The 21,568-nt window shown below is 40.1% G+C and carries 18 protein-coding genes; all 18 read right to left on the bottom strand.

What is annotated here, in order from left to right:
• Positions 1-136 precede the first annotated feature (136 nt).
• The 18 genes from OCV43_RS09680 to rpmE all read right to left on the bottom strand — a co-directional run bounded on the left by OCV43_RS09680 (position 137) and on the right by rpmE (position 21,486).
• Positions 137-1,126, bottom strand: coding sequence for a peptidylprolyl isomerase (locus tag OCV43_RS09680; RefSeq protein WP_262623973.1), 990 nt, complete (start codon positions 1,124-1,126; stop codon positions 137-139).
• Positions 1,127-1,173: 47 nt separating this feature from the next.
• Positions 1,174-2,577 (bottom strand): NAD(P)/FAD-dependent oxidoreductase, encoded by a 1,404-nt coding sequence (locus OCV43_RS09675; protein ID WP_022243114.1) that lies wholly within the window; start codon positions 2,575-2,577, stop codon positions 1,174-1,176.
• Between the two features lie 18 nt (positions 2,578-2,595).
• On the bottom strand, positions 2,596-2,856 hold the full coding sequence (locus tag OCV43_RS09670; RefSeq protein WP_262623972.1) for a glyoxalase: 261 nt from the start codon (positions 2,854-2,856) through the stop codon (positions 2,596-2,598).
• An 18-nt stretch (positions 2,857-2,874) separates the two neighbouring features.
• Positions 2,875-3,480, bottom strand: coding sequence for a Maf family protein (locus OCV43_RS09665; RefSeq protein WP_262623971.1), 606 nt, complete (start codon positions 3,478-3,480; stop codon positions 2,875-2,877).
• A gap of 532 nt (positions 3,481-4,012) precedes the next feature.
• Positions 4,013-7,630 carry a helicase-exonuclease AddAB subunit AddA gene (gene addA, locus OCV43_RS09660; RefSeq protein ID WP_262623970.1) on the bottom strand — a complete coding sequence of 1,206 codons (3,618 nt, stop codon included), beginning with the start codon at positions 7,628-7,630 and terminating at the stop codon, positions 4,013-4,015.
• A 3-nt stretch (positions 7,631-7,633) separates the two neighbouring features.
• Positions 7,634-11,062 (bottom strand): helicase-exonuclease AddAB subunit AddB, encoded by a 3,429-nt coding sequence (addB, locus tag OCV43_RS09655; RefSeq protein ID WP_262623969.1) that lies wholly within the window; start codon positions 11,060-11,062, stop codon positions 7,634-7,636.
• Between the two features lies 1 nt (position 11,063).
• A complete protein-coding gene (locus tag OCV43_RS09650; protein ID WP_262623968.1) occupies positions 11,064-12,074 on the bottom strand; it encodes a LacI family DNA-binding transcriptional regulator in 1,011 nt (336 codons plus the stop codon).
• A 43-nt stretch (positions 12,075-12,117) separates the two neighbouring features.
• The gene (locus OCV43_RS09645; RefSeq protein ID WP_227700206.1) at positions 12,118-12,711 is read right to left on the bottom strand and encodes a ribonuclease H1 domain-containing protein; all 594 of its coding nucleotides are present in this window, start codon (positions 12,709-12,711) and stop codon (positions 12,118-12,120) included.
• Positions 12,712-12,816: 105 nt separating this feature from the next.
• Positions 12,817-13,494, bottom strand: a complete 678-nt coding sequence (locus OCV43_RS09640) for a DUF6198 family protein (protein WP_227700207.1) — start codon at positions 13,492-13,494, stop codon at positions 12,817-12,819.
• Between the two features lie 36 nt (positions 13,495-13,530).
• On the bottom strand, positions 13,531-14,073 hold the full coding sequence (locus OCV43_RS09635) for a DUF3877 family protein (protein ID WP_262623967.1): 543 nt from the start codon (positions 14,071-14,073) through the stop codon (positions 13,531-13,533).
• Between the two features lie 94 nt (positions 14,074-14,167).
• Positions 14,168-15,043, bottom strand: coding sequence for a hypothetical protein (locus OCV43_RS09630; protein ID WP_262623966.1), 876 nt, complete (start codon positions 15,041-15,043; stop codon positions 14,168-14,170).
• A gap of 404 nt (positions 15,044-15,447) precedes the next feature.
• Complete coding sequence (locus OCV43_RS09620; protein ID WP_262623965.1) at positions 15,448-15,696, bottom strand: type II toxin-antitoxin system Phd/YefM family antitoxin; 249 nt, start codon at positions 15,694-15,696, stop codon at positions 15,448-15,450.
• A gap of 421 nt (positions 15,697-16,117) precedes the next feature.
• On the bottom strand, positions 16,118-17,266 hold the full coding sequence (locus OCV43_RS09615) for a hypothetical protein (protein ID WP_262623964.1): 1,149 nt from the start codon (positions 17,264-17,266) through the stop codon (positions 16,118-16,120).
• Between the two features lie 15 nt (positions 17,267-17,281).
• Positions 17,282-18,085, bottom strand: coding sequence for a KilA-N domain-containing protein (locus OCV43_RS09610; protein ID WP_262623962.1), 804 nt, complete (start codon positions 18,083-18,085; stop codon positions 17,282-17,284).
• Between the two features lie 278 nt (positions 18,086-18,363).
• Positions 18,364-19,434, bottom strand: coding sequence for a peptide chain release factor 1 (prfA, locus tag OCV43_RS09605; RefSeq protein ID WP_262623961.1), 1,071 nt, complete (start codon positions 19,432-19,434; stop codon positions 18,364-18,366).
• Between the two features lies 1 nt (position 19,435).
• Positions 19,436-20,266 (bottom strand): peptide chain release factor N(5)-glutamine methyltransferase, encoded by an 831-nt coding sequence (prmC, locus tag OCV43_RS09600; protein WP_262623960.1) that lies wholly within the window; start codon positions 20,264-20,266, stop codon positions 19,436-19,438.
• Positions 20,267-20,284: 18 nt separating this feature from the next.
• A complete protein-coding gene (locus tag OCV43_RS09595) occupies positions 20,285-21,205 on the bottom strand; it encodes a DUF1385 domain-containing protein (RefSeq protein WP_262623959.1) in 921 nt (306 codons plus the stop codon).
• Between the two features lie 80 nt (positions 21,206-21,285).
• Positions 21,286-21,486: a 50S ribosomal protein L31 gene (rpmE, locus tag OCV43_RS09590; protein WP_022243129.1), complete on the bottom strand. Its 201-nt coding sequence runs from the start codon at positions 21,484-21,486 to the stop codon at positions 21,286-21,288.
• Positions 21,487-21,568: the final 82 nt, after the last annotated feature.

Below are 21,568 nucleotides of genomic sequence, written 5' to 3'. Positions count from 1 at the left end.
AGTTAGTAGCATAATTAATTATACCAAAAAAACGCTCAGACCTCACGGTCTGGGCGATTTTTTTCTAGGGGAGTTTTTTTACAGCCCCTTTTATAGTTGCCAGCGGCAGATTCTGTAGATTTTTTCTACTATTGTTCTACTCTTCTAACTGATAATACTTATCCAGCACTTCAAAAAAACTGTTGGTGGTTATGGTTCCGTCTGTTTTAAGTTCCAGTTCATCCCAGACTTTTTCATTGAGGCTTGAAGATAAGTCTGCCACAAAAGCGTCATATTCGTCATTAAATGCTTCTTTCTCACGTTTTTTAACAATCTTAACCTTATTTGCATCCGTCAGCTCCTGATTGAATTTATTGATGCACTTGATAAAATAATAACCATCCTCTGTCGCAATGCTTCCTGATATTTCATCATCATTTAAGTTAAATGCAATATCCTCTACTTCCTTTGGCATCTCATCTCTTCCAAAGGTAATATCAATCTGGGCAGCCTCATTATAATCTGCTGCTACTGTCCGGAAATCCTCTCCATTTGCCAGTCTGGATGCCACCTCTCCTGCACGGTTCTGATCCTTTACATAAATCTGCTGTGCTTCCATGACCCTTGCTTCATCATCACTGACTTCCTCATTGACACCGGTTGTTAAAGATGTATACACCTTGCTCGCCAGTGCATAATTCTCATAGAGTTTCTCTATGGTTGCCTCACTGACATCCATATAACTTTTTTCCTCTTCATTCAATGACTCATAATATTCTTTTGCAGCCAGCTTCAAATTGGTCTTTTCCTCTTTACTTAAAGTAATTTCCTTCTGCTCTGCCAGCTGGTCCATGCAGATTACCCGGGTCATTTCCGATAATGTAACGTCCTTCACATACTGCTCTAAATCATCGGTCTGATACTGCTGTTCCCACAAATCGATTCCATAGACATTTCCATATAGATTCTGGTAGTTACAAAGATATACCTTGGCTTCTGCCAAAGATACCTTTTCATGCTCTATCTTAAAAACTTCATTAGCAGATAAGCCTGTTGTAAATACAATGTCATTTTTTCCAAGACTGCATCCACCAAGCAATACAGAAATGCTTAAGACCACTGCGGCAATTTTACTCTTTCGTCCCATGAATTTTCTTCCTTTTCTTATTCGAAAACCAATTCTTTGGTATGTTTTTATGCTTCAAGACTCTTTAATATACTTCTTGCCACGCTGATTCCGTTTGCAGATGCCTGCTGTAATCCTCTGGTTACGCTTGCACCATCACCGATGGCACGCAGACCTTTAATGCTGGTTTCAAAATCTTTGCTGACAACAACTTTATTGGAATAGAATTTTACTTCTACACCATAAAGTAATGTTTCATCACTGGCAATACCAGGTGTAACCTTATCCAATGCCTCTAACATTTCTTCGATATCTACCATAATACGATGTGGGAATACCAGTGATAAATCTCCCGGCACTGCATCCTTTAAGGTTGGAATCAGATTGTTTCTTGCCAGACGTTCCTCTGTAGTTCTTCTGCCCCGCTTAAAATCACCAAATGTCTGTACTAAAATTTTGCCATCACAAAGCATATTGGAAAGCTGTGCAATCTGTTTACCATACTCAATCGGAGTCTTAAATGGCTTGGTAAAGTTCTTGGATACCAGCAATGCAAAGTTGGTATTATTTGTTTTCATATCTTTCGACTTGTAAGCATGTCCATTTACAACCGCAAGTCCGTCATCATAATATTCGGTTGCTACTTCCCCGGATGGATTGGTACAGAAAGTACGCACTTTATCGTCAAAGGTAGGTGTATGATAAACCAGTTTTGCTTCATAAAGGTTTGTATTTAAGAAATCCATAACCTCATCACGCACTTCCACACGGACACCGATATCAACCGTACCTACCTTGGTTTCAATCTCTTTTTCCTTACAGATATGTGAGAACCAGTCTGCGCCTTCACGTCCTACTGCGGAAATGATTTCTTTCGCATAATATGTATCTCCCTTTTCTGTTACAACACCGGTTACGGCATTATCTTCTACCAGAATATCTGCTACCATGGTATTAAAGAGAATCTCCACACCAAGGTCTAACAAATGCTTCTGCAGACGTGCATAAATCTTATATCCTTCTTCTGTTCCAAGATGACGAATCGGACACTCGATTAATTTTAAGTTGGCATTGATTGCTTTTCTACGAATCTCGCGGATTTCTTTTTCTTTATCCACACCATAGACATTGGTGTCTGCACCGAATTTCAGATAAATATCATCCGATTCTTTAATTAAGGATAATGCTTCTTCATATCCTAAGATTTCCGGCAAATTTCCACCTACATCCGGTGATAATGATAATTTACCATCAGAGAATGCACCTGCTCCGGCAAATCCTGTTGTAATTGAACACGGCTGACATCCTACACAGACCTTTGTCTTACGCTTCGGACACTGGCGTTTCTCAATGCTTCTTCCCTTTTCTATCATGAGGACCTTTAAATCCGGTCTTTTTTCCTTTAGTTCATAGGCGCAGAAAATTCCGGACGGACCTGCACCGATAATGATTACATCATAGTTATTGCTCATATTTAATACCCCTTTCGTTTACGCTTCTACCACCAGATATCTGCCATCTGGCAGTGAAAATACTTCTTCTGCTTCTTCAATTTCATGATTACTCATTCCGGATACATCCGCACCGCTTTCGTCTAAAAACTGTTTTACTTCTTTGATGTTGTCACAGATAACCGCCATACAGTCCTCTAAAAACGCTTCTGCCTCTTCTAAACTGTCTGCCACATTTTCATCAAATAACTGTGACTGATGCTCCAAAAAGTAATTCAGACATACCTCATCGTATTCCATTTATTCTTTCCTCCTGTTTTAAGAAAATTTATACACATCAATACCTAATTGTTTTAATTCCTGATAAATCCGGGCAATCGGCAGACCTACTACATTGTTGTAATCACCTTCGATTTTTTTGATAAATGCAGCTGCTTTTCCCTGAATTCCATATGCACCTGCTTTATCCATCGGTTCCCCGGTATCTATATAACGGTTCAGTTCCTCATCTGTAACCGGATACATGGTTACTTTCGTACATTCATAAAAACTGTATTGTACTTTCTTTCCATCCTCCCGCATCCAGAGCGAAACTCCGGTATAAACTTCATGGATACTTCCGGAAAGTCCTTTTAACATTGTAAATGCATCCTCCCGGTTCTTCGGTTTACCCAGCACTTTGCCATCCTTTACCACGACGGTATCTGCTCCGATTACCAGACTGTCCTGTTCTCCTACTTTGGCTTCTATCATCTTCTCATAAATCTCTCCCGCTTTCTGCTTCGCCAGATTCATGACAATCTCAGAAGGCGTATCTCCCACCTGCTTTTCTTCTCCCTGTGCCGGAAATACCAGAAAGGTAAGTCCAAGCTGCTCTAAAAGTTCTTTTCTTCGTGGGGAAGCTGATGCTAAAATTATTTTCACGTTTTTTCTCCTTGTGTTCCAGTATATTATAAGTGAGTGGATGAAAAAGTTTACCGGAAAAGGTTTTGTTTGGAGAACATTTGCTTTTTTCATTGAAATACCAGTAGTTCTTAGGCGTATGTTTTCCTTGATGATAAACTGTCTTTCCGTTGCTTGGACTGACACGTCGCACTGTCCGTTGTCTGCGGATACCGCATACGCCTGTAAGGGGCACTAAGAATTTCGGCTAATATATGAACTTCGTCTGGCAACCGGCACAAATTCACATCCGTGTTCATCTGTGCCTCGCTGGTACATCCCTGTACCAGCGTTGCCTGGTTGCAGACGAAATTCTAAGTGCCCCTAACAAGCCTATTCATGTATCCGCAGGCAGCGAACCGTGCAATGTGTCTGTCAAACATTGGAAAGACTGTATTTATAGAAAAAAGGAAAACATATGCCTTAGAACTTCGGTATTTCAATGGGCAAGCAAATGCCTTCAAACAAAAGCCTTTCCTATACAAACTTTTTCTCCTTCATCGCTTATGACACCTTATACTTCAATTGCCTGATTCAGCCGGAAGGAATAAAGATACTTCTCCTTCACCGGAAGCGGGAATATCCGTTCTAACGCTTCTGCATATAAATCCAGCTGTTCTTTATACATATCCCGCAGCCTTGTGGCATTATCTACCCGGTCTGTCTTATAATCAAGCAGTACGATTCCATCTTCTTCCACCCAGAAAACATCTATGATTCCCTGGATTAAAACCATCTCTTCTTCCATCTCATGATTTCCCATGACAAACGGCTTCTCGCGGAACAAATCATCCCGCATTGCAGCTGCTTTCATACGGGGTGCAAGCTGCGATTTTAAGAATAATTCCACGGATGGTATACGGATTAATTTTTGCATATCCTCAGATACTTTACCCATTTGTACCAGTCCTGTCAACTGCTTTTTTATATTCTCTGCAAATTCATCGGAACAATCCGGCATTTTCGTAAAATCATAGCATTCCATCAGGCGATGCATTGCTGTTCCACGCAGTGCTCCCTGATTTACTTCTGCTTTTCCTTCCATAAATGCCGGGACATATGGGGTAGATACTTCTTCTAAGAATTTTGGTGTAACATCCTCTTCTTCCTTTGCTGCAAGCTCCCTCATTGCCCGGTGTTTTAATTCCGATACAGAATATTTTGTCACCAGATGAATGGCATCCGGGTGCGGATACTGATAGGATAATTGTTCCTTTATCTTTTCATACAAAGTATCCGAAACTTCCTCCGCCTGCTGCACACGCTGCCTCAATGACACATGCTCTGTTATCTGATGCGCCGCCTCGTCCTCTAACATGCTCCATGGTGTCACATAGGAAACCTTGTCCCAGCTGCCACTGGCGGCTGCCGCCGGAAGAATCCACTCCAAGAAGGTCTTTGCTTCTGCCCGCTCCTTAAAATTAAGTGCCTTTCGGTTACTTCCGCAATAAATTTCTCTTATCTGCTGCAGCATTTCTTCATCCTTGATGCAGCCCGTTATAATCAATTTTTCTTTGGCTCTTGTAAATGCCACATATAAGACACGAAGCTCCTCACCGAGACTTTCTAATTCTGTCTGCCTTGCAATTACCTTCTTAAAAAATGCAGGTACTTTTATCCGCCGGTCTTCCTCAATAATATCAAGTCCAACGCCAAGGTTCGGATGCAGAATCATCTTGCTGCGGCTATCCTGCTTATTAAAGGATTTGCCCATTCCACTGACAAAGCAGACCGGAAATTCCAGTCCCTTACTCTTGTGTATACTCATTATATTTACTGCATCTTCATTTTCACCCACAAGTTCTGCTTCCCCAAAGTCCACATCATACTTCTGCAGCTCATCAATGTATCTTATAAAATGATAAAGTCCGCGATAACTGGTTTTCTCATAGGCAATAGCTTTCTCTGACAGCATATGAAGATTTGCAAGTCTCTGTCTGCCCGCCGGCAATGCCGATGCATATCTGGCATATCCCGTTTCCTTCAATACCTTTTGCAGCAGTTCGTGCATTGGTATATCCATGGTCTGTCTACGAAGTTTTTTATATGTTTCGGAAAAACGTTTTAATTTTGCCCGCATGTCTTCATCCGCTGTTGATTCTTTTTCTGTCAGCTCTTCTTCCGCTTCCAAAAACATCTTTACGCACTGATGATACGGCTTGTCCTCTGCCAGTAACCGGAGTCTTGCAAGCTGCTCATCGGAAAGACCTGCCATTGGGGATTTTAACACTGCCGCCAGTGGAATATCCTGTCTTGGATTATCTAATATCCTAAGATAATTTAATACCGTCCTGATTTCTAATGTGGAAAAATATCCGGTTCTTGAAACCGTATGTGCCGGAATTCCATTGGCATTTAAAACCTCTGCAAAAAGGTCCGCCCATTCACTTAAACTACGCAGTAAAATTACAATATCGCCATAGCGGACTTTCCGGAATTCTCCGGTTTCTTCGTCTACCACCTCTTCTTTGCCTACCATCTTCCGAATCCGGTCTGCAATTAATTTTGCTTCCAGTTCCTGTTTTGAAATCTGCTGTTTTGTTCCCTCTTCCAGTTCCTGTGTAGTTGTAAGAAGAATCTCACTGTCAAAAGCATCCTCTTTCTCGCCCGCCGGATAATCTGCACCACAATACAATGCCGCCTCATCGGTATAATCCACACCGCCAAGATTCCGTTTCATAATCTGATAGAAAATATCATTGGTAAAAGTAAGCACCGTATCTCTGCTTCGGAAGTTCTTATGCAGATCAATCCGCTGGCAGGGTGCATCTGTTGTCTCATAAGTATCAAACTTTTCCATAAAAAGCTCCGGTCTCGCCAGACGAAAACGGTAAATACTCTGTTTTACATCTCCTACCATAAAAAGATTATTCTGTCCGACCACTTCTCTTGAAATTGCCCGGAGAATCGTCTCCTGCACATAGTTGCTGTCCTGATACTCATCAATCATAATTTCTTCATAGGCATTTTGAAATTCCTTTGCAGTCTCCGTTGGTTTCCCGGTCTCTTCCTCTACCAATATCTCTAACGCAAAATGCTCAAGGTCTGAGAAATCCACCAGATTCTTATCCTGCTTTCTTTCTGTGAAAGCATCGATAAAACGCTCCGTCACTTCAGCTAACGCTTCTGCTGATGGCTGCACCAGAGTGAGCTGCTCTAAGATTTCCTGAAAAGTAAGGGCAAAGCAGTCACTTTTTAACTTTCCGATTCCATCCTTAAGCTTCTTACGTTCTGTCTTTACCTGCTCCTGCTTTTCCGGACTTCCGATATAATCCTTTGCTCTGCCTAATGTTGCAAATTTACATTTTCCTAATTCTTCATAAAAATCCTGATAAGTACTGCAGGAAAGCAATTCCTCCATCAGTTCTACATCCTGCTCACAGGCTTCCTCATACATATAGGGACCATCGACATCCTGACAAAGTTCATGATAATGCTCTGCCTGCTCTAAACAGCCCTTTACCATCTGCTTCCCATATTCTACCGTCATTTCAATAAAAGGCGCCTGCTCTAATTCCTGCTCTGTTTTTATCTCATAACAGCTTAACGCTTCCCGAAGCCACTGCTTCGGCCATGGATAACTCTGTGCATAGGAATAAAGTTTAAAAATCATATCCCGCACCGGTGCATCACTTCTACTGGTTCCATAACAGGAAATGAGATGCAAAAACCCCGGATGTTTTTCTTCATAACACTGTTCAAACAATCCGGTCATTACATCTTCCCGAAGAAGCTTTAACTCGCCTTCATCTCCAATACGGAAATTCGGCTCCAGACCGATTTCATGAAAATGATTCCGAAGCACATAAAGGCAGAAACTGTCTATGGTAGTAATCTGCGCATTCTGCACCAGTGCAGCCTGCTGCTGTAATCTCACATCGGAAGGATTCTCCTGCAATGCCTTTTCCAAGGCTTTTGCTACACGCTCTTTCATCTGGGCTGCCGCCGCATTGGTAAAAGTTACCACCAGAAGATGGTCAATGTCTACCGGATGCTTCTTATCCAATACCAGCTCTTTGATTCTCTCTACCAGTACGGCTGTCTTTCCGGAACCTGCTGCCGCAGACACTAAGATATTACGGTTTCTTAAATCAATGACCTGCTGCTGTTCTTTTGTCCATGTCATTCCCATTTCTTAAAAAACCTCCTTCATGCGTTCATAGATTTCCTCGGAAGATAATTCTTCCAACCGCCTTACTTCATATCCCGGAATCTTTTTATCAAATCCACAGACCGCAGCATATGGACAATAATCACAGCTGCTCCGGTTCTTTAAAAGATACGGATTCACCTCTGTATTCCCCTTTAAAATAGCATTTCCAGCTTCTGCAATCCGATAGTTGGCATAATCCGCAATCAGCCTAAATTCTTCCTTATCCACAGCCTTATCGCTCTTTCGCACCGTTCCGTCCTTATTTACAGAAATCGGAAGGACATTGGATTTACCGGAAAGTTCCACATCCATGGCACGGTAAATATCATCCTCTGTATTTACCACTCCATCCAGACGTAAATTTTCCAATATCTTTCTTCGAATCTCTTCTTCAGATTCACTACCGGTTCCTTCCACCATCGGATCATCAATATGATAGTAGAACATACCTGCCGGCACTACCTCTTTTGCCGGATTTTGCTTTGCAAATAATTCCATTGCTGCATTCATATAAACTACAAGCTGAAGCTTCAGTCCATGATACAAAGATAGCAGTTCAAAACCGGTATTACCGGATTTATAATCAATAATCTTTACATATAACTTATCTTTGTCTTCATAAGTATCAATACGGTCAATTCTTCCCTGGAGCCGCATACGCTCTTCTTCACTGAGTTTAAAATTCACTGCATTTAAATCATCCGTATAGGAAAATCCCACCTCAAACTGCGATGGTTCAAATTTTCCCTGACGGATCTGGCTGGTCAGTGCCCAGATGGTCCGTGCAAAAATCTTTTTCATCTTTGCTACCTGATAACGGTTTGCCGCTGTATCTGCCATGGCTGCATTTCCACTGGAAGCAATTGCTTCTTCCATTGCCCGCTCCATAAGCTGTTTTTGTGCTTCTTCTGTAATATCAAACCAGCTATAGGATGATTCTTTCAGATACCGGCTATAATTTTCCAATGCCTGATGATAGATATTCCCCATATCCGCCATACGAAATTCAAAGAGTTCCCGTTCCTGTAAACGCAGTCCATAAGTCAGAAAATGGGCACAGGCACAGGCTGCATACTGTTCCAACCGCGTAACACTGTTCTTTAACTCATTTCCATAAAGAGCCTTTGCCACAGCCCGGCTGATTGGCTCTGCATGATATTTAAGCTCTGCTGCATCAAGAATAGCTTTTACCTGCTCCCGATATGCCGGTTCCTCTTCATACCAGTGCAGCAAAGCCTGCCAGAGTACTTCCTTCTCATCATTCCACCCGGCATCTTCCTGATACAGTCCCTCTAACAGAAATGCCATGCTGCTCTCCGGTGTTACCAGTGTTTCATCAACCTGTTCTCCCGTTATCAGCTCTGCTTTTAACCCCGGGAACAGTCCCTCAATCATATGAATAAAATAGGACGGGCGCTTTGCACTTCCATCACTACCTACCCTTGCATAGGTAAGATAAAGTTTTTTCGATGGCTTTGTCACTGCAAGATAAAGGTAAAAACGCTGGATAAAAACACGTTCCCTTGCTGTAGGAGCCAGTTCCATATGATTTTTCGCAAGTTCTTCTCTTTCCAGCTGGGAAATGATGCCGCCACGATTATCGGATTTTGGCACAATACCATCATTGACTCCCACGATAAACAATACTTTTATATCGTCAAGACGGGTTCTTTCGATATCACCAATCATCACGCAGTCATAGCCACCCGGAATCACGCCTACTTTGGCTGCTTCAAAGCCAGCCTCTAAGACCTTGGCATATTCGGATATGTCCATGACTTCATCACCCAGAAGCGTTGCCATCTTATCCAAAATATCCATTACGATGCGATAAATCTGTGCATATTCCTTTGCCTTGGCTAAGTCCTTCTCCTCTTTATACTGATTCTCCCGGTATTTTAACTGCTGCTCTATCTGTAAGGACACAATAAACTGATAGAGTGCTGTCGTGCATTCCCGTACGGTAGCACTTTTTTTACGAAATACAGCCGTCAATTTCAAAAATGGCTCCATTACACGGATCCGGAGTTCATTTAATGCTTCTAAATCTTCTTCCGTAACCTCATGGGTGGTATAAATAAATCTTGTCTCCCATTTTTTCTTTCCACGGATACCTGCTGCCAGTACATAATTTTCCAGCAGGTCAATCTCATCCTCACTGATTTGTGATAATCCGCAGCGCAGATAACGGAACATTGCTTCCTCTGAAAAATTGTCCTCGATTACCTGCAAAAGAGACCGGACAAATTCCAAAAATGGATGCAGTAAAATATTTTTCGTTGTATCTAAGAAAAACGGAATGCCAAACTCCTCCATAATCTGCGGCACATAGCTTCCATACTCTTCTATGGCACCGGAAATAATGGCAAAATCCCGGTAGCGGTATGCTCCGGTATGCACCAGCCTTGCAATCTCTTCTGCTGCATACTGCAGTTCTCTTCTTGGATTTGGCAGGGATAAAATCTCTATGCCTTCTTTGATTTCTTTCTCATCCTTCTTTTCGTAGCTATGATGTCTGGTACGGAACAGATTCTGCTCTAAGAACCGTAGTACCGGTGCCTCCCGGAACCGGTCAGCTTTGGGATTCTTTAATACCACCGGCTCTGTTACTTCAAAATGCTTCTCTTCCGCCATTTTCATTAGGCTGGCTACAGTCTTCTTACTCATGGCAAACAGCTCCTGCATATCATGATAGGAATAAATATCCTCTGCCGGGTCAATGGTTACTGTCACATATATATCTGATACAATTCCCATCAGGCGGTATAGCACGTTATTCTGAATCGGTGTAAATCCGGTAAATCCATCGAAAACCAGCACGGCATCCTGTAAAAGCTTTGATTCCTCTGCCATATCACAGAAGGCTTCTAAAACTTCTTCAGCAGTAATATACATCCCGGAAATTGCACTTCGAAAACCCCGGTACATGGTCAGGATATCCTGCAGTTTATAGGAAAATGCCGGTGGCATATTCTGTTCTTCAATAAATGTTTCCAAAGTATCCGGATCGATATTATACTGTGTCAGCTCTGATATCAGGGACTTCACTTCACTGATATATCCCATCTTTTTCATATTTCCCTGCATGACACATAAATCATCCATCCGCTCTTCGGCAACCTTACGCAATACAAGGTTTTTCCCGGTCTCCTCTAAAACTGCCATATTCGTCTTTCCTAATTCGTCGAAAATACGATATGCCAGTCGCTGGAAGCTGACCACATCTATATTCATAATACTGTTTTTTTCCTGTAACCGAACAAGTTCACGCTGCGTCTGCATCGTGAACTGTTCCGGTACTACTACATAATAATTTTTCTTTAAATTCTTCTGAGCTTCTTTGACTGTTTTGCGGAATACATAGCCTGACTTTCCGCTTCCAGCACTGCCCAGCACAAATTGCAGTGCCATATCAGATTCCTCCTACTGATTCTCCTACCAAAAGTTCTCCATTGATAATCACACGCTCCACCAGCGTTGTCTTAGGCTGCTCGATTCTCTGTACCAGACGTTTTACGGCCTCTTCCCCAATCTTTCTGGTATTCTGCCGTATGGTTGTAATCTTTGGGCTCATCATCTGGGATACTTTTGTTCCATCAAAACCTGCAATAGAAATATCATCCGGTACTTTTAGTCCCATTTCATCAATTACATTAATCCCACCAATTAATGCTGTATCATCCGGGTAGAGAATACAGGTCGGCGGGTCAGGCAGATTTAAAAGTTCCCTGGTTGCCTTTGCCACAAGCCTGGTATCTAAATATTCTCCTTCCTTTAAGTAGTCATCCGGAACATTCAGATTAAAGCTCTCCATTGTCTGGAAAAAGCTGGTCAGACGATCTCTGGTAACAGCCGAATGTTTTTCCCCATAAATGTATGCAATTTTCCGGTGTCCCTTGGAATAAATATAACGTACCAGTTCATTCATCCCTTTTACATTATTAGAAGAAACAACCGTGCAGTTGTAATATACATAATCCACAGTAACAATCGGAATATTACTCTGCAAAAGTTCCTGTACCTCCGGTTCATCAAACCTGGCACACACAATTCCAACTCCGTCAAAATTCCGGTATTTGCAGTGTTCAAGATATGACATCTTATGATTCACATGCTCATTATTAATAAAAGTGATATCATAGCCTAATTCTTCCGCCTTTTCTTTAAATCCATTTAAGATGCCAGAGAAATATTCATGGGTAAGCCCTCTTCCGGCCTCCTCTTTAAAAAGTACTCCTAAGTTATAAGAACGGTTCGTCTTTAATGCCCTTGCTGCCGCATTCGGAAAATATCCCATCTCCTGTGCTGCTTCTTTAATCCGTATCCTGGTCTTCTCCCCAATATCACTATGTCCATTCAACGCTTTACTTACTGTTGCCGTTGAGACACCGCAACGCTTCGCCACGTCCTTTAATGAAACCATTTCTTTTCTCCTTTTTATCCCCGTATCCACTCATCTGCAGATACTATATTTCAATTCCGACTGCCTCTTTTGCCAGCCGGTCTGCTTCTTCATTTCCTTCTACCCCTGAGTGCCCTTTTACTTTTACAAAATGAAGCGTAATTTTATCCTTTATGCTCTGAATATAGTCATAATAAGCAATGGTTCCTTTCTTATTCCGTTTCCATGCTCCTGTTGCCCACATTTCAATGCCCATATAGTCATAATATATCGTAAGCTCTGCCAGTCCAAGCTCCACCGCCTTCTCAATGGCAGCCATACTTCCTAATACTTCTCCTGCCACATTACGCATGGAAGCCATTTCTTCTTCCGAGCCTGAGCCTTGCAGTACTTCTTTTTTCCCATCTGCCATCAGAAAGCCGCCATATCCATATACCTTAGTTGCAATATTATAGGAACCATCCACAAAGGCATAATTTTCCGGCTCTTTTTCTACTGTCTGCTGCTTCTGACCGATATATTCTTCTGCTGCTTCCCTTGTTGGAAAGCTTTTAAACTCTGCTCCCGGAAAACCATCGGTCTGCTGCTTACATATATCCCAACTCATATAAATACCCGGTTTCTTTCCTTTTCGGACTGCATAAAACTTTGCTGCCATTCTTCTTCCTCTTACTATCTTTTATTTCTGTGAATTTTCTTCTTTTCTTAACTTACATCATTAGTTCTATTTTACCATTTTTCCCTTCGAATGGCTAGGACAAGCTTAGGATTCGTAACGATATTTTCCAAAGAAATGATTGTATACTGCAATTACTCTTCCCACACCAAGTACTGACAATAGTGTACCGGCTCCAATCCCGATAATTTCTCCCTTTATAATAAGTCCAGCGATACAGGTTATCGTAACGTTACACACATCAAAGCAGTTTTTGGTAAACCCTACCGACTTTCCGGTAAAGTCTGCAATTGCCTGTACAATTCCATCTCCCGGATTTGGTATGATACGCATATTTAAAGACATTGCGGCTCCTACACCTGTCAATATGATTGCCAGTATCAAAAGCATCAAACGTGCCGGAACGCTGCCCCAGAAAGTACCTGCACAGTCTTTGGCATATTCAGGAACGAATCTTGCAAAAAGGTTCATAAACCGGGTAAATACAATACTAAGTGGTATCTGCAGAATATCCAAAAACAGGCGTTTTACATATTCTCCTTTTTTGCGCCGGATGGTATGTAATATCATTTCTATCAATACAAAAATGCTATATAAAATCAGCGTCATATTGCCAAAATTCATTCCACTGATTACCGATACACTGTATGCCACCGAAATAATCGGAGATACGCCAAGTCCCGTCTTGGTATTTAATATAATTCCCATGGCAAGTAACAGTAATCCTGCCACATATACGATTCCTCTGTTTATTTTCTTTTGCAACTTCTCTTCCTCTTTTCTTTTATCATAAAATAGTTCTTACTCTACACTTTCAGAAAACAAATCCTGATAATCCTCCGGCATAAAGCGATGATAGATGATATGGCAGCCTTCGTCCTTAAAGCAATAATAATAGGAATCCTCTCCGCTTTCAAAATAGATGAGATAGTCAAAATCCTCTGTCTCAATTTTCTCAAAATGTATCTTCTCGCCGGTTTCTAAGAACAGCTTATGAATGTCCTCTATGGTGCAAGGATGTGTCTGCAGCAGAGCCACCAGCTTTTTAATAAAAGAATTTCCACTTCTTTTTTCATGCACATATTCTGCACCTTCTTCCGGCACTACAAAACAAAAGCGGTCCTTGTTTCTGCTGATTTCTACTCTGCCAAGCCGTATTCCTGCTGCTTCATAAAATTCCTTTTCCAATTCTTCCGTTGATTTTCCGCTCACTTCTTCTCCCAGAAAATGCTTTAATGAACTCAAAGGATAATATAACCGGATTTTTTCTTTCCGGTATCCAAGTTTTACCTGCTCTTCCTGTATGAAATCCATAATTCCTTTTTCTAATCTGCTATAATCCATTGTATGCTCCTTTAGACGTGGAAAAACAGAACCACCTTTCGACGATTCTGTTTCATGCTGATACAAAGTAAGCTTTGCCCACTTTGCTCAGTTTCTATTCTGCATTGATATACTCATAATCCAGGTCTAACTCAATTGCCACACTTCCATCATTGATTGTGCCATCAAATGTATGTGCTTCATCTGTTCCAAGACCCTTTACAATTCCATTTTCATATTCTTCTGCGGTACGCTGTGTCTGTAATACGAACAGCAGTCCCTTATATTCTGCCGGTGCTGTTACTTTATAAGTCTCTTTTATTTCATAGTAAGTCACCATCGGATACTCACTGCCATCCTCTACCGTCCAGTCACCAAACGTTGTCTCTGTATCTTCTGTGGCTGCCACCTGATATGTTGTGCCGGCACAAGCCACTTCTGCCATCATAGCCATGGAACTGTCTGTTGCAGCTACATGCTGCGGCAGCACCATTCCGGTAGTTGCATCCACGAGGCTGATGTCCTCATATTCGATATAAGCTTCTGCATCCGTCTGTATGCCATTCCATGGAATCTTTGCAGATAAAGTAACCGTATAAACTGTATTTCCTTCTTCGTCTGCCTCAGTACGATTCCAGCTTATCTCATACTCCGCCTGATTTAAATGATTGGTAAAATCAGATGCCTGCACAAAGGTCTCACCATCCATGGTTCCTGCCATATTGTATACATTGACATTTTTTATCACAGCGGTATTCTCTTCGGTTTCCATTTTGTGCTGATACATACCGGATAAAACATACCAGGTATCTTCCTTAAGATTTCCCTGTGCCTCTGTCTCCGTCTCTGTGGCATGTATCCCTTCCACTGCTTCTGTTTCTGTATTTCCTGCTGCCTCCTTGTCTGCATCTTTCTCCTTTGGTCCGCATCCGTCCAGCATTCCTAATACGACAATGCAAATCAAAGCTGCCGCCCATATTTTCTTCTTCATTTCCTGCTCCTTCACTCTATCCATAACACAATATATTCGTTCTTATCCCCGCATGCGATTGGTCGCACACGGACTTTACTATTATACCGTAGATGAAGGGGAAGTGCAAGGAGTTAATAGGAACTATTCGTTGCATTTAGAAGAAGCTGAAATGGATTTCGCTATTCCTACATAATATAAATGAAATAGAAATCTAATACATTTAAGCATCTGGTTCTTCTCCAGTTTTTTCCTTTGCATCCTTCTGTTGTAAATAAAAAATAGTTTTTTGTGTCTCTATCTCTTCTCTCAATTCCTCTTCTGTTGGCAAATACAATTTATATTTACTCGCAAATAATTGTTCATTCCCATGCAGAATGGAGTATTTTCTGTTTTCCCACTCTAATTCCTGAGCATATTACAATTTACCTTGATGTTTCTCTAAGCGCAGTTCTGGCATCCTTTACCTGTCCTGCCTCTATTTGCTTTTCAGATATTTCAATATCTCTGTACATGGCAATCTGTCTCATGGTTGACTCATAAGTCTCCATGCTCATAATTACCATATCTCCATATCCATTTTTCGTAATATAAATTGGTTCCTCTGCTTTATGACACATATCAGATATCTCTGATGTATTCTTCAAATCTTTAATTGGAATTATTTGTGGCATAATGTACACCTCCTATTCATGGTCTAATTATACCATAATTATGCCTTTTTCCCAATTTAATCATCATAAATACTATTGTTATTTACTCTTCCATTCTTGTTTTTCTTATAGACTCTAATACTTGACTCTCCAAAGTATCCTAATACCTACAAGAAAAAAGCAATCCTTTGACCTAATCAAAAGACCGCTTTTCTTGATTCTTACTAATTCATATTAATTCTCATTCATCTTCGCTAATTTTGCTGCCTGGTCGCCCTCACGGAACGAACGCCTCTTTGATTATAGGCTCGGAACAATTACCTCTATACAGTAAGAAGGCTCGGAACGTGTACCTCTTTGTGAGAGCTAATACGAACCAAATAAAATCTAAAATCGTTTGTTCTTTATCTAACAATGGATTAATTAAATTAACACATTTATCCTATCCCTTTAAAAAGTGTCCCGCCTCTTGTTCCAAAGAAAAACACAGCTCTTTCATCATGCTATTTTTTACTTTTTTTTCAAATGATTCTTTATATGTTTTTTTCAATTCCATACATCCATCAATCTCAAACACATCATGTTCATACTTATAATATGCTTGTCCATCTAAATATAAAATTCTCTTAATTCGATTACTTTTCAAGATGTCTACTAACCCAGTTTCATATGAAGCAAAGCAATGTAAAAAAGTAATATCATCTGATGTATTTCTTACTTTCATCTCTTCTAATACATTTCTTAAATGACATAAGTCCCATGCCATTCCTCTTACATCTCTGAAAAAATTATCTTTATCCCTATTTTGTTGCATGTGTCTGAAAAAAACTGTGTCACCACTATTGCACAGATACTTTCCTATCAAATATACTTCGTTTTCTAAATAGCATCCAACATTATTTATTACAAAATCTAAAAAATCTTCTATCTTTTTCCTATTTTCCTTTTTCCCCCCACTTTTTATAATAAAAGCTTTAAGTAACATCGCATAAATACTATCAAATAGTTCATAATCTTTTCCCTTATCATTTTTTATATACTGTAATCCCTTATATATCTTTTGATATGCATCTTCAGGCAATACAAATGGTGTAAAATCTCTTTTTTCAATCTGTTCATCTGACATTTCGGCCAACATACTATCTGCATATAAAGTATTATATATAGCATCTTCCTTAACAGGATACAAATTCAATGAAACCTCAAATGCATAATGCTGACATGTTGTTTGGAAATTCTTACTCCTAATATATTGAATCATATTCACCAAATCATTATCTTGTCTGTTTTTAAAAAACATACTACTAATATAACTAGATACATTTGAATCAAAATTGACACAAGTTGAAAATGCAAGAGGTACATTTTCTTGTTTTATTAACATATCTCTATTTATAATGAAGCAATGGTTATAATCGCCCATTCCACATATTTCGTATTTTCCAAATTTCTTGTTAAATTCATATAAAACCAAATTATCCACGCCCGAATCAAATAATAACAGTTTCCAATTTCTTTTTAAAATTTCTAACTCGCAACATTTTTCAATGACATTTTCACTATTTAATATCTCACTAATAAGTTTCCGCATATATTTCTCTCGTTTCTATTTTAAATATTTGTATCCTTGTTTCTCTTCTAGAATCATCATCTGATGTATTGCTATCTTATTCAGTTTTATTAATCTTTCTTTTTGTGACACTTTATCCTCTATCAACACTGCATTAATATTTTCCATATTTGATAAACAAATCAGCTCATTGATAGACGCATAATCCCTGATATTACCTTTTAAATCAGGGTTATTCTCTCTCCATTGTTTTGCCGTCATTCCAAACAATGCAACATTTAATACATCAGCTTCTGAAGCATAGATAATGGATGTCTGTTGGCTTGTCAACTCTTTTGGAATAAGATTTTCTTTTATCGCATCCGTATGAATACGATAGTTTACTTTTGCAAGTTCTCTTTTTGCATTCCATCCTAACTTCTCTTGTTCTTTTTCTTTGAGTCGTTCAAACTCTTTTATCAAGTAAATTTTGAATTCTGGACTTATCCACATACCAAATTCAAATGCTATGTCTTTATATGCATATGTACCGCCATATCTTCCTGCTTTTGCAAATATTCCTATAGCATTTGTTTTTTCCGTCCACTCTTTTACACTAATCTTATAACTATTCAAACCAGCGTTGCTTCTAATTATGGCGAATTCGCCATAATTAAAATTGGGATTGTGTATCTGTTCCCAAATACCCAAAAATTCCACTGTATTACGATTTCTTAACCAATCAGAAATAAAGAAATCCCCATCTTTGGCCTTTAACATATCTGTCAGGGAAATGAAATCTTTATCATCATGAGTCATTATAGATATTTCTGTTCCCTGCACTTCCACACTTTTTCCCATACGCCTATCCCCGTCTGCAAACATACGTTTTTTCTAATTATTATATATCATCATCATGATTATTTCAAGAACTTTTGTTCGATTTTCTTTATCCGTAACGAACGGGGTCTATACATACATCAAAGCCACCCAAATAGGGGTGTACAGTGCATCAAAGAAACCCAAAATAAGAAAAGGCGGGCAGAGACATACGTCAAAGTCCGTCTTTTTCATATATTTTTTGATTATCTTTCAATGACTAATATAAAACTAACTTCGTAAAAGCAAGCAAATCAGCCTTACTCATTCATCTTCGCTAATTTTGCTGCCTGATCTGCTGCAATCAATGCATCTAAGATTTCCTGGATATCACCATTCATAATCTTGTCCAGTTTATAAAGGGTAAGATTGATTCTGTGGTCGGTTACACGTCCCTGTGGGAAGTTGTAAGTACGAATCTTCTCAGAACGGTCACCGGTACCAATCTGGCTTCTTCTGGCTTCTGCTTCTGCATCATGCGCCTTCTGGCATTCTATGTCGTATAATTTGGCACGTAAAAGTGCAAATGCTTTCTCTTTATTCTGAAGCTGTGATTTTTCTGTCTGGCTGTAGATTACAATTCCGGTTGGATAATGAGTCAGACGAACTGCAGAGTCTGTAGTATTGACACACTGTCCACCGTTTCCGGATGCACGCATAACGTCGATTCGGATATCCTTTTCATCAATCTGGACATCAACTTCTTCTGCCTCCGGCATTACTGCTACTGTAATGGTAGACGTATGGATACGTCCACCGGACTCTGTCTCAGGCACACGTTGTACACGATGTACACCGGATTCATATTTCATAACAGAGTAAGCACCCTGTCCGGTAATCATGAAAGTAACACTCTTCATTCCACCAATTCCGATTTCTTCGCACTCCATTGTCTCTACTTTCCAGCGTCTGCTTTCAGCGTAATGGACATACATACGATAAATCTCAGCTGCAAATAAAGCAGCTTCATCTCCGCCGGCACCGGCACGGATTTCCACAATAACGTTCTTGTCATCATTCGGGTCTTTTGGAAGAAGAAGAATTTTTAGTTTCTGCTCTAATTCTTCTACTCTTGCTTTGGAATCATTTAACTCTTCCTTTGCAAGCTCCTTCATTTCTTCATCTGTTTCTTCGTCCAGCATAGCAAGAGAATCTTCAATATTCTGCTTACACTGTTTATATTCTTTATAAGCTTCCACGATAGGAGTTAAATCGCTCTGCTCCTTCATCAGCTTACGAAAACGTTCCGGATTATTTGCCACATCCGGTTCACTTAACTCACTCATCAACTCTTCATAACGAATCAATAAATCCTCTAAACGATCAAACATTTTAATTTCCTTTCCCTTTTACCACACGGTCATTCCGCGCAAGGTCTTTGATTACTTCAACTTCTGTAAATCCAGCATTACGCATCAGCTCAGAGACTGCTTCTCCCTGGTCATATCCGATTTCCATGTAAACATATCCGCCAGGATTCAAATAATCCTTTACCTGTCCGGCAATCTTCCGGTAAAAATCAAGGCCATCCGCTCCGCCATCTAATGCGTTTTCCGGCTCAAAATCCCGCACCTCCGGCATCAGTGACAGAATCTCTCCTGTCGGGATATATGGTAGATTTGCCATAATGACATCAAAGGTCTCTGTTATATTATCAAATAAATCACTCCGTACCCACTCGGCATCCACTTCATGCAGCTTTGCGTTTTCCTTCGCTACTAATAAAGCTGTTTTGGAAATGTCGCTTCCCATACCGGTAAGTTCCGGTGCATTTTTCAACACACTAATCAATACACAACCAGACCCTGTACAAAGGTCTAATACTTTCATCCCCGGCTTTACAATCTTCAATACCTGCTCCACTAAAGTCTCGGTATCCTGCCGCGGTATCAGAACATTGGAATTTACTTTGAATCGAAGCCCCATAAATTCCTGTTCTCCAATAATATACTGTAACGGAATATGCTCCGCACGTTTCTGCACTGCAATCTCATATTCCTTCTGAGCATCCTGTGTAATATCTTCTTCCCCGTGAACGTAGTAGTAACTGCGCTCAATCTTGCATACCATCTGTAAAAGATACCATGCATCCAGTGCGGCATCTGGCACTCCTGCATCTGTAAGACACTTTGTACCAAATTCCACTGCCTCTCTATAAGTCATATATTACGCCCTTTTCTTTTACATTTCGCTCAAATATTTTTTCCAGTCAAATACTGCTTCCACGGAAGCAATACCAACCTCAATCATAGAATCGTCCGGTTCTCTTGTAGTGAGCTTCTGTAACCATAATCCTGGTTTACTTAAGAAATTCACTACCGGATTATCACTTTTTCCGGCAAGCCGGATAAATTCATATGACACACCAGCAATCACCGGTATCAGCAGCAAACGAAGCACTACCTTCAAAATCCGGCTCTTTACATCAATAAATGCAAAGAAAATAATACTGATAATCATTACAAACAGGAGAAAACTTGTACCACACCGCTTATGCAGTCTGGAACTCTTTCTCACGTTTTCTACATTCAACTCCATTCCATGTTCAATGCAGTTAATGCATTTGTGCTCTGCTCCATGATACATGAATACACGCTGGATATCCTTCATTAAGGAAATTGAAGCAATATATGCCAAAAAAATCATCATTCGGATGACACCTTCAATCAGCGCCAGTGCCACATGGGATGTAATAAATTTCCGAAAAATCAAAGAAAGATAATATGGCAGAATCATAAAGATTCCAATGGCAAGTACAAAGGAAAATGCAACAGTAATACCCATTTCTGCTTTTTCTTTTTTGGCTGCTGCCTCTTTTGATAATTCTTTCTTTTTTGCTTTGGTGTCTTCCTCATCCTCTTCAAAGAAAGATGCGGAATATGTAAGCGTTGATATTCCAAGTGTCAAAGACTCCACAAAACTTAACACTCCGCGTAAAATTGGAATGTTCCGCAATGTCTTGTTTTTAATCAGTCCATAATACTCTTTGGTATCAACGGTAATCTCTCCATCCGGCTTCCGGACTGCCACGGCGTACTTTTCCTTATTTTTCATCATTACGCCTTCTAAAACTGCCTGTCCACCGATTCCCGAATATTTCATGTGTGACCTCTCTTCCTGTTTCTAAAAAAAGGTTGAGATTAGAAACCTCAACCTTATCTTTCAGTCACATTGTGCAATTTCTATTTCATGCCGTATTTCTTATTGAACTGCTCAATACGTCCACGAGCCTGGTTAGCTTTCTGCTGTCCAGTATAGAATGGATGGCATTTGGAACAAATTTCAACGTGAATATCCTCTTTGGTTGAACCAGTTACGAATGTGTTACCACAGTTACATGTAACTGTTGCCTGATAATAATCTGGATGGATTCCTTCTCTCATGTCTCTCACCTCTCATATATGAATTGCTTCGCAATTACGACATTTGTCTAATTTAAGTGCGATACTGTTTAGTTTCCGAATA

Origin of the sequence: Roseburia amylophila (assembly GCF_025567465.1) — a bacterium.
Lineage (GTDB): Bacteria > Bacillota > Clostridia > Lachnospirales > Lachnospiraceae > Roseburia_C > Roseburia_C amylophila.
This window is presented reverse-complemented; position numbering and strand designations above follow the sequence as displayed.

Coding starts and splice junctions, on each gene's coding strand:
- OCV43_RS09680 (WP_262623973.1), bottom strand. CDS start 1,126: ATGGGACGAAAGAGTAAAATTGCCGCAGTGGTCTTAAGCATTTCTGTA.
- OCV43_RS09675 (WP_022243114.1), bottom strand. CDS start 2,577: ATGAGCAATAACTATGATGTAATCATTATCGGTGCAGGTCCGTCCGGA.
- OCV43_RS09670 (WP_262623972.1), bottom strand. CDS start 2,856: ATGGAATACGATGAGGTATGTCTGAATTACTTTTTGGAGCATCAGTCA.
- addA (WP_262623970.1), bottom strand. CDS start 7,630: ATGGGAATGACATGGACAAAAGAACAGCAGCAGGTCATTGATTTAAGA.
- addB (WP_262623969.1), bottom strand. CDS start 11,062: ATGGCACTGCAATTTGTGCTGGGCAGTGCTGGAAGCGGAAAGTCAGGC.
- OCV43_RS09650 (WP_262623968.1), bottom strand. CDS start 12,074: ATGGTTTCATTAAAGGACGTGGCGAAGCGTTGCGGTGTCTCAACGGCA.
- OCV43_RS09645 (WP_227700206.1), bottom strand. CDS start 12,711: ATGGCAGCAAAGTTTTATGCAGTCCGAAAAGGAAAGAAACCGGGTATT.
- OCV43_RS09635 (WP_262623967.1), bottom strand. CDS start 14,073: ATGGATTATAGCAGATTAGAAAAAGGAATTATGGATTTCATACAGGAA.
- OCV43_RS09630 (WP_262623966.1), bottom strand. CDS start 15,043: ATGAAGAAGAAAATATGGGCGGCAGCTTTGATTTGCATTGTCGTATTA.
- OCV43_RS09620 (WP_262623965.1), bottom strand. CDS start 15,696: ATGCCACAAATAATTCCAATTAAAGATTTGAAGAATACATCAGAGATA.
- OCV43_RS09615 (WP_262623964.1), bottom strand. CDS start 17,266: ATGCGGAAACTTATTAGTGAGATATTAAATAGTGAAAATGTCATTGAA.
- OCV43_RS09610 (WP_262623962.1), bottom strand. CDS start 18,085: ATGGGAAAAAGTGTGGAAGTGCAGGGAACAGAAATATCTATAATGACT.
- prfA (WP_262623961.1), bottom strand. CDS start 19,434: ATGTTTGATCGTTTAGAGGATTTATTGATTCGTTATGAAGAGTTGATG.
- prmC (WP_262623960.1), bottom strand. CDS start 20,266: ATGACTTATAGAGAGGCAGTGGAATTTGGTACAAAGTGTCTTACAGAT.
- OCV43_RS09595 (WP_262623959.1), bottom strand. CDS start 21,205: ATGAAATATTCGGGAATCGGTGGACAGGCAGTTTTAGAAGGCGTAATG.
- rpmE (WP_022243129.1), bottom strand. CDS start 21,486: ATGAGAGAAGGAATCCATCCAGATTATTATCAGGCAACAGTTACATGT.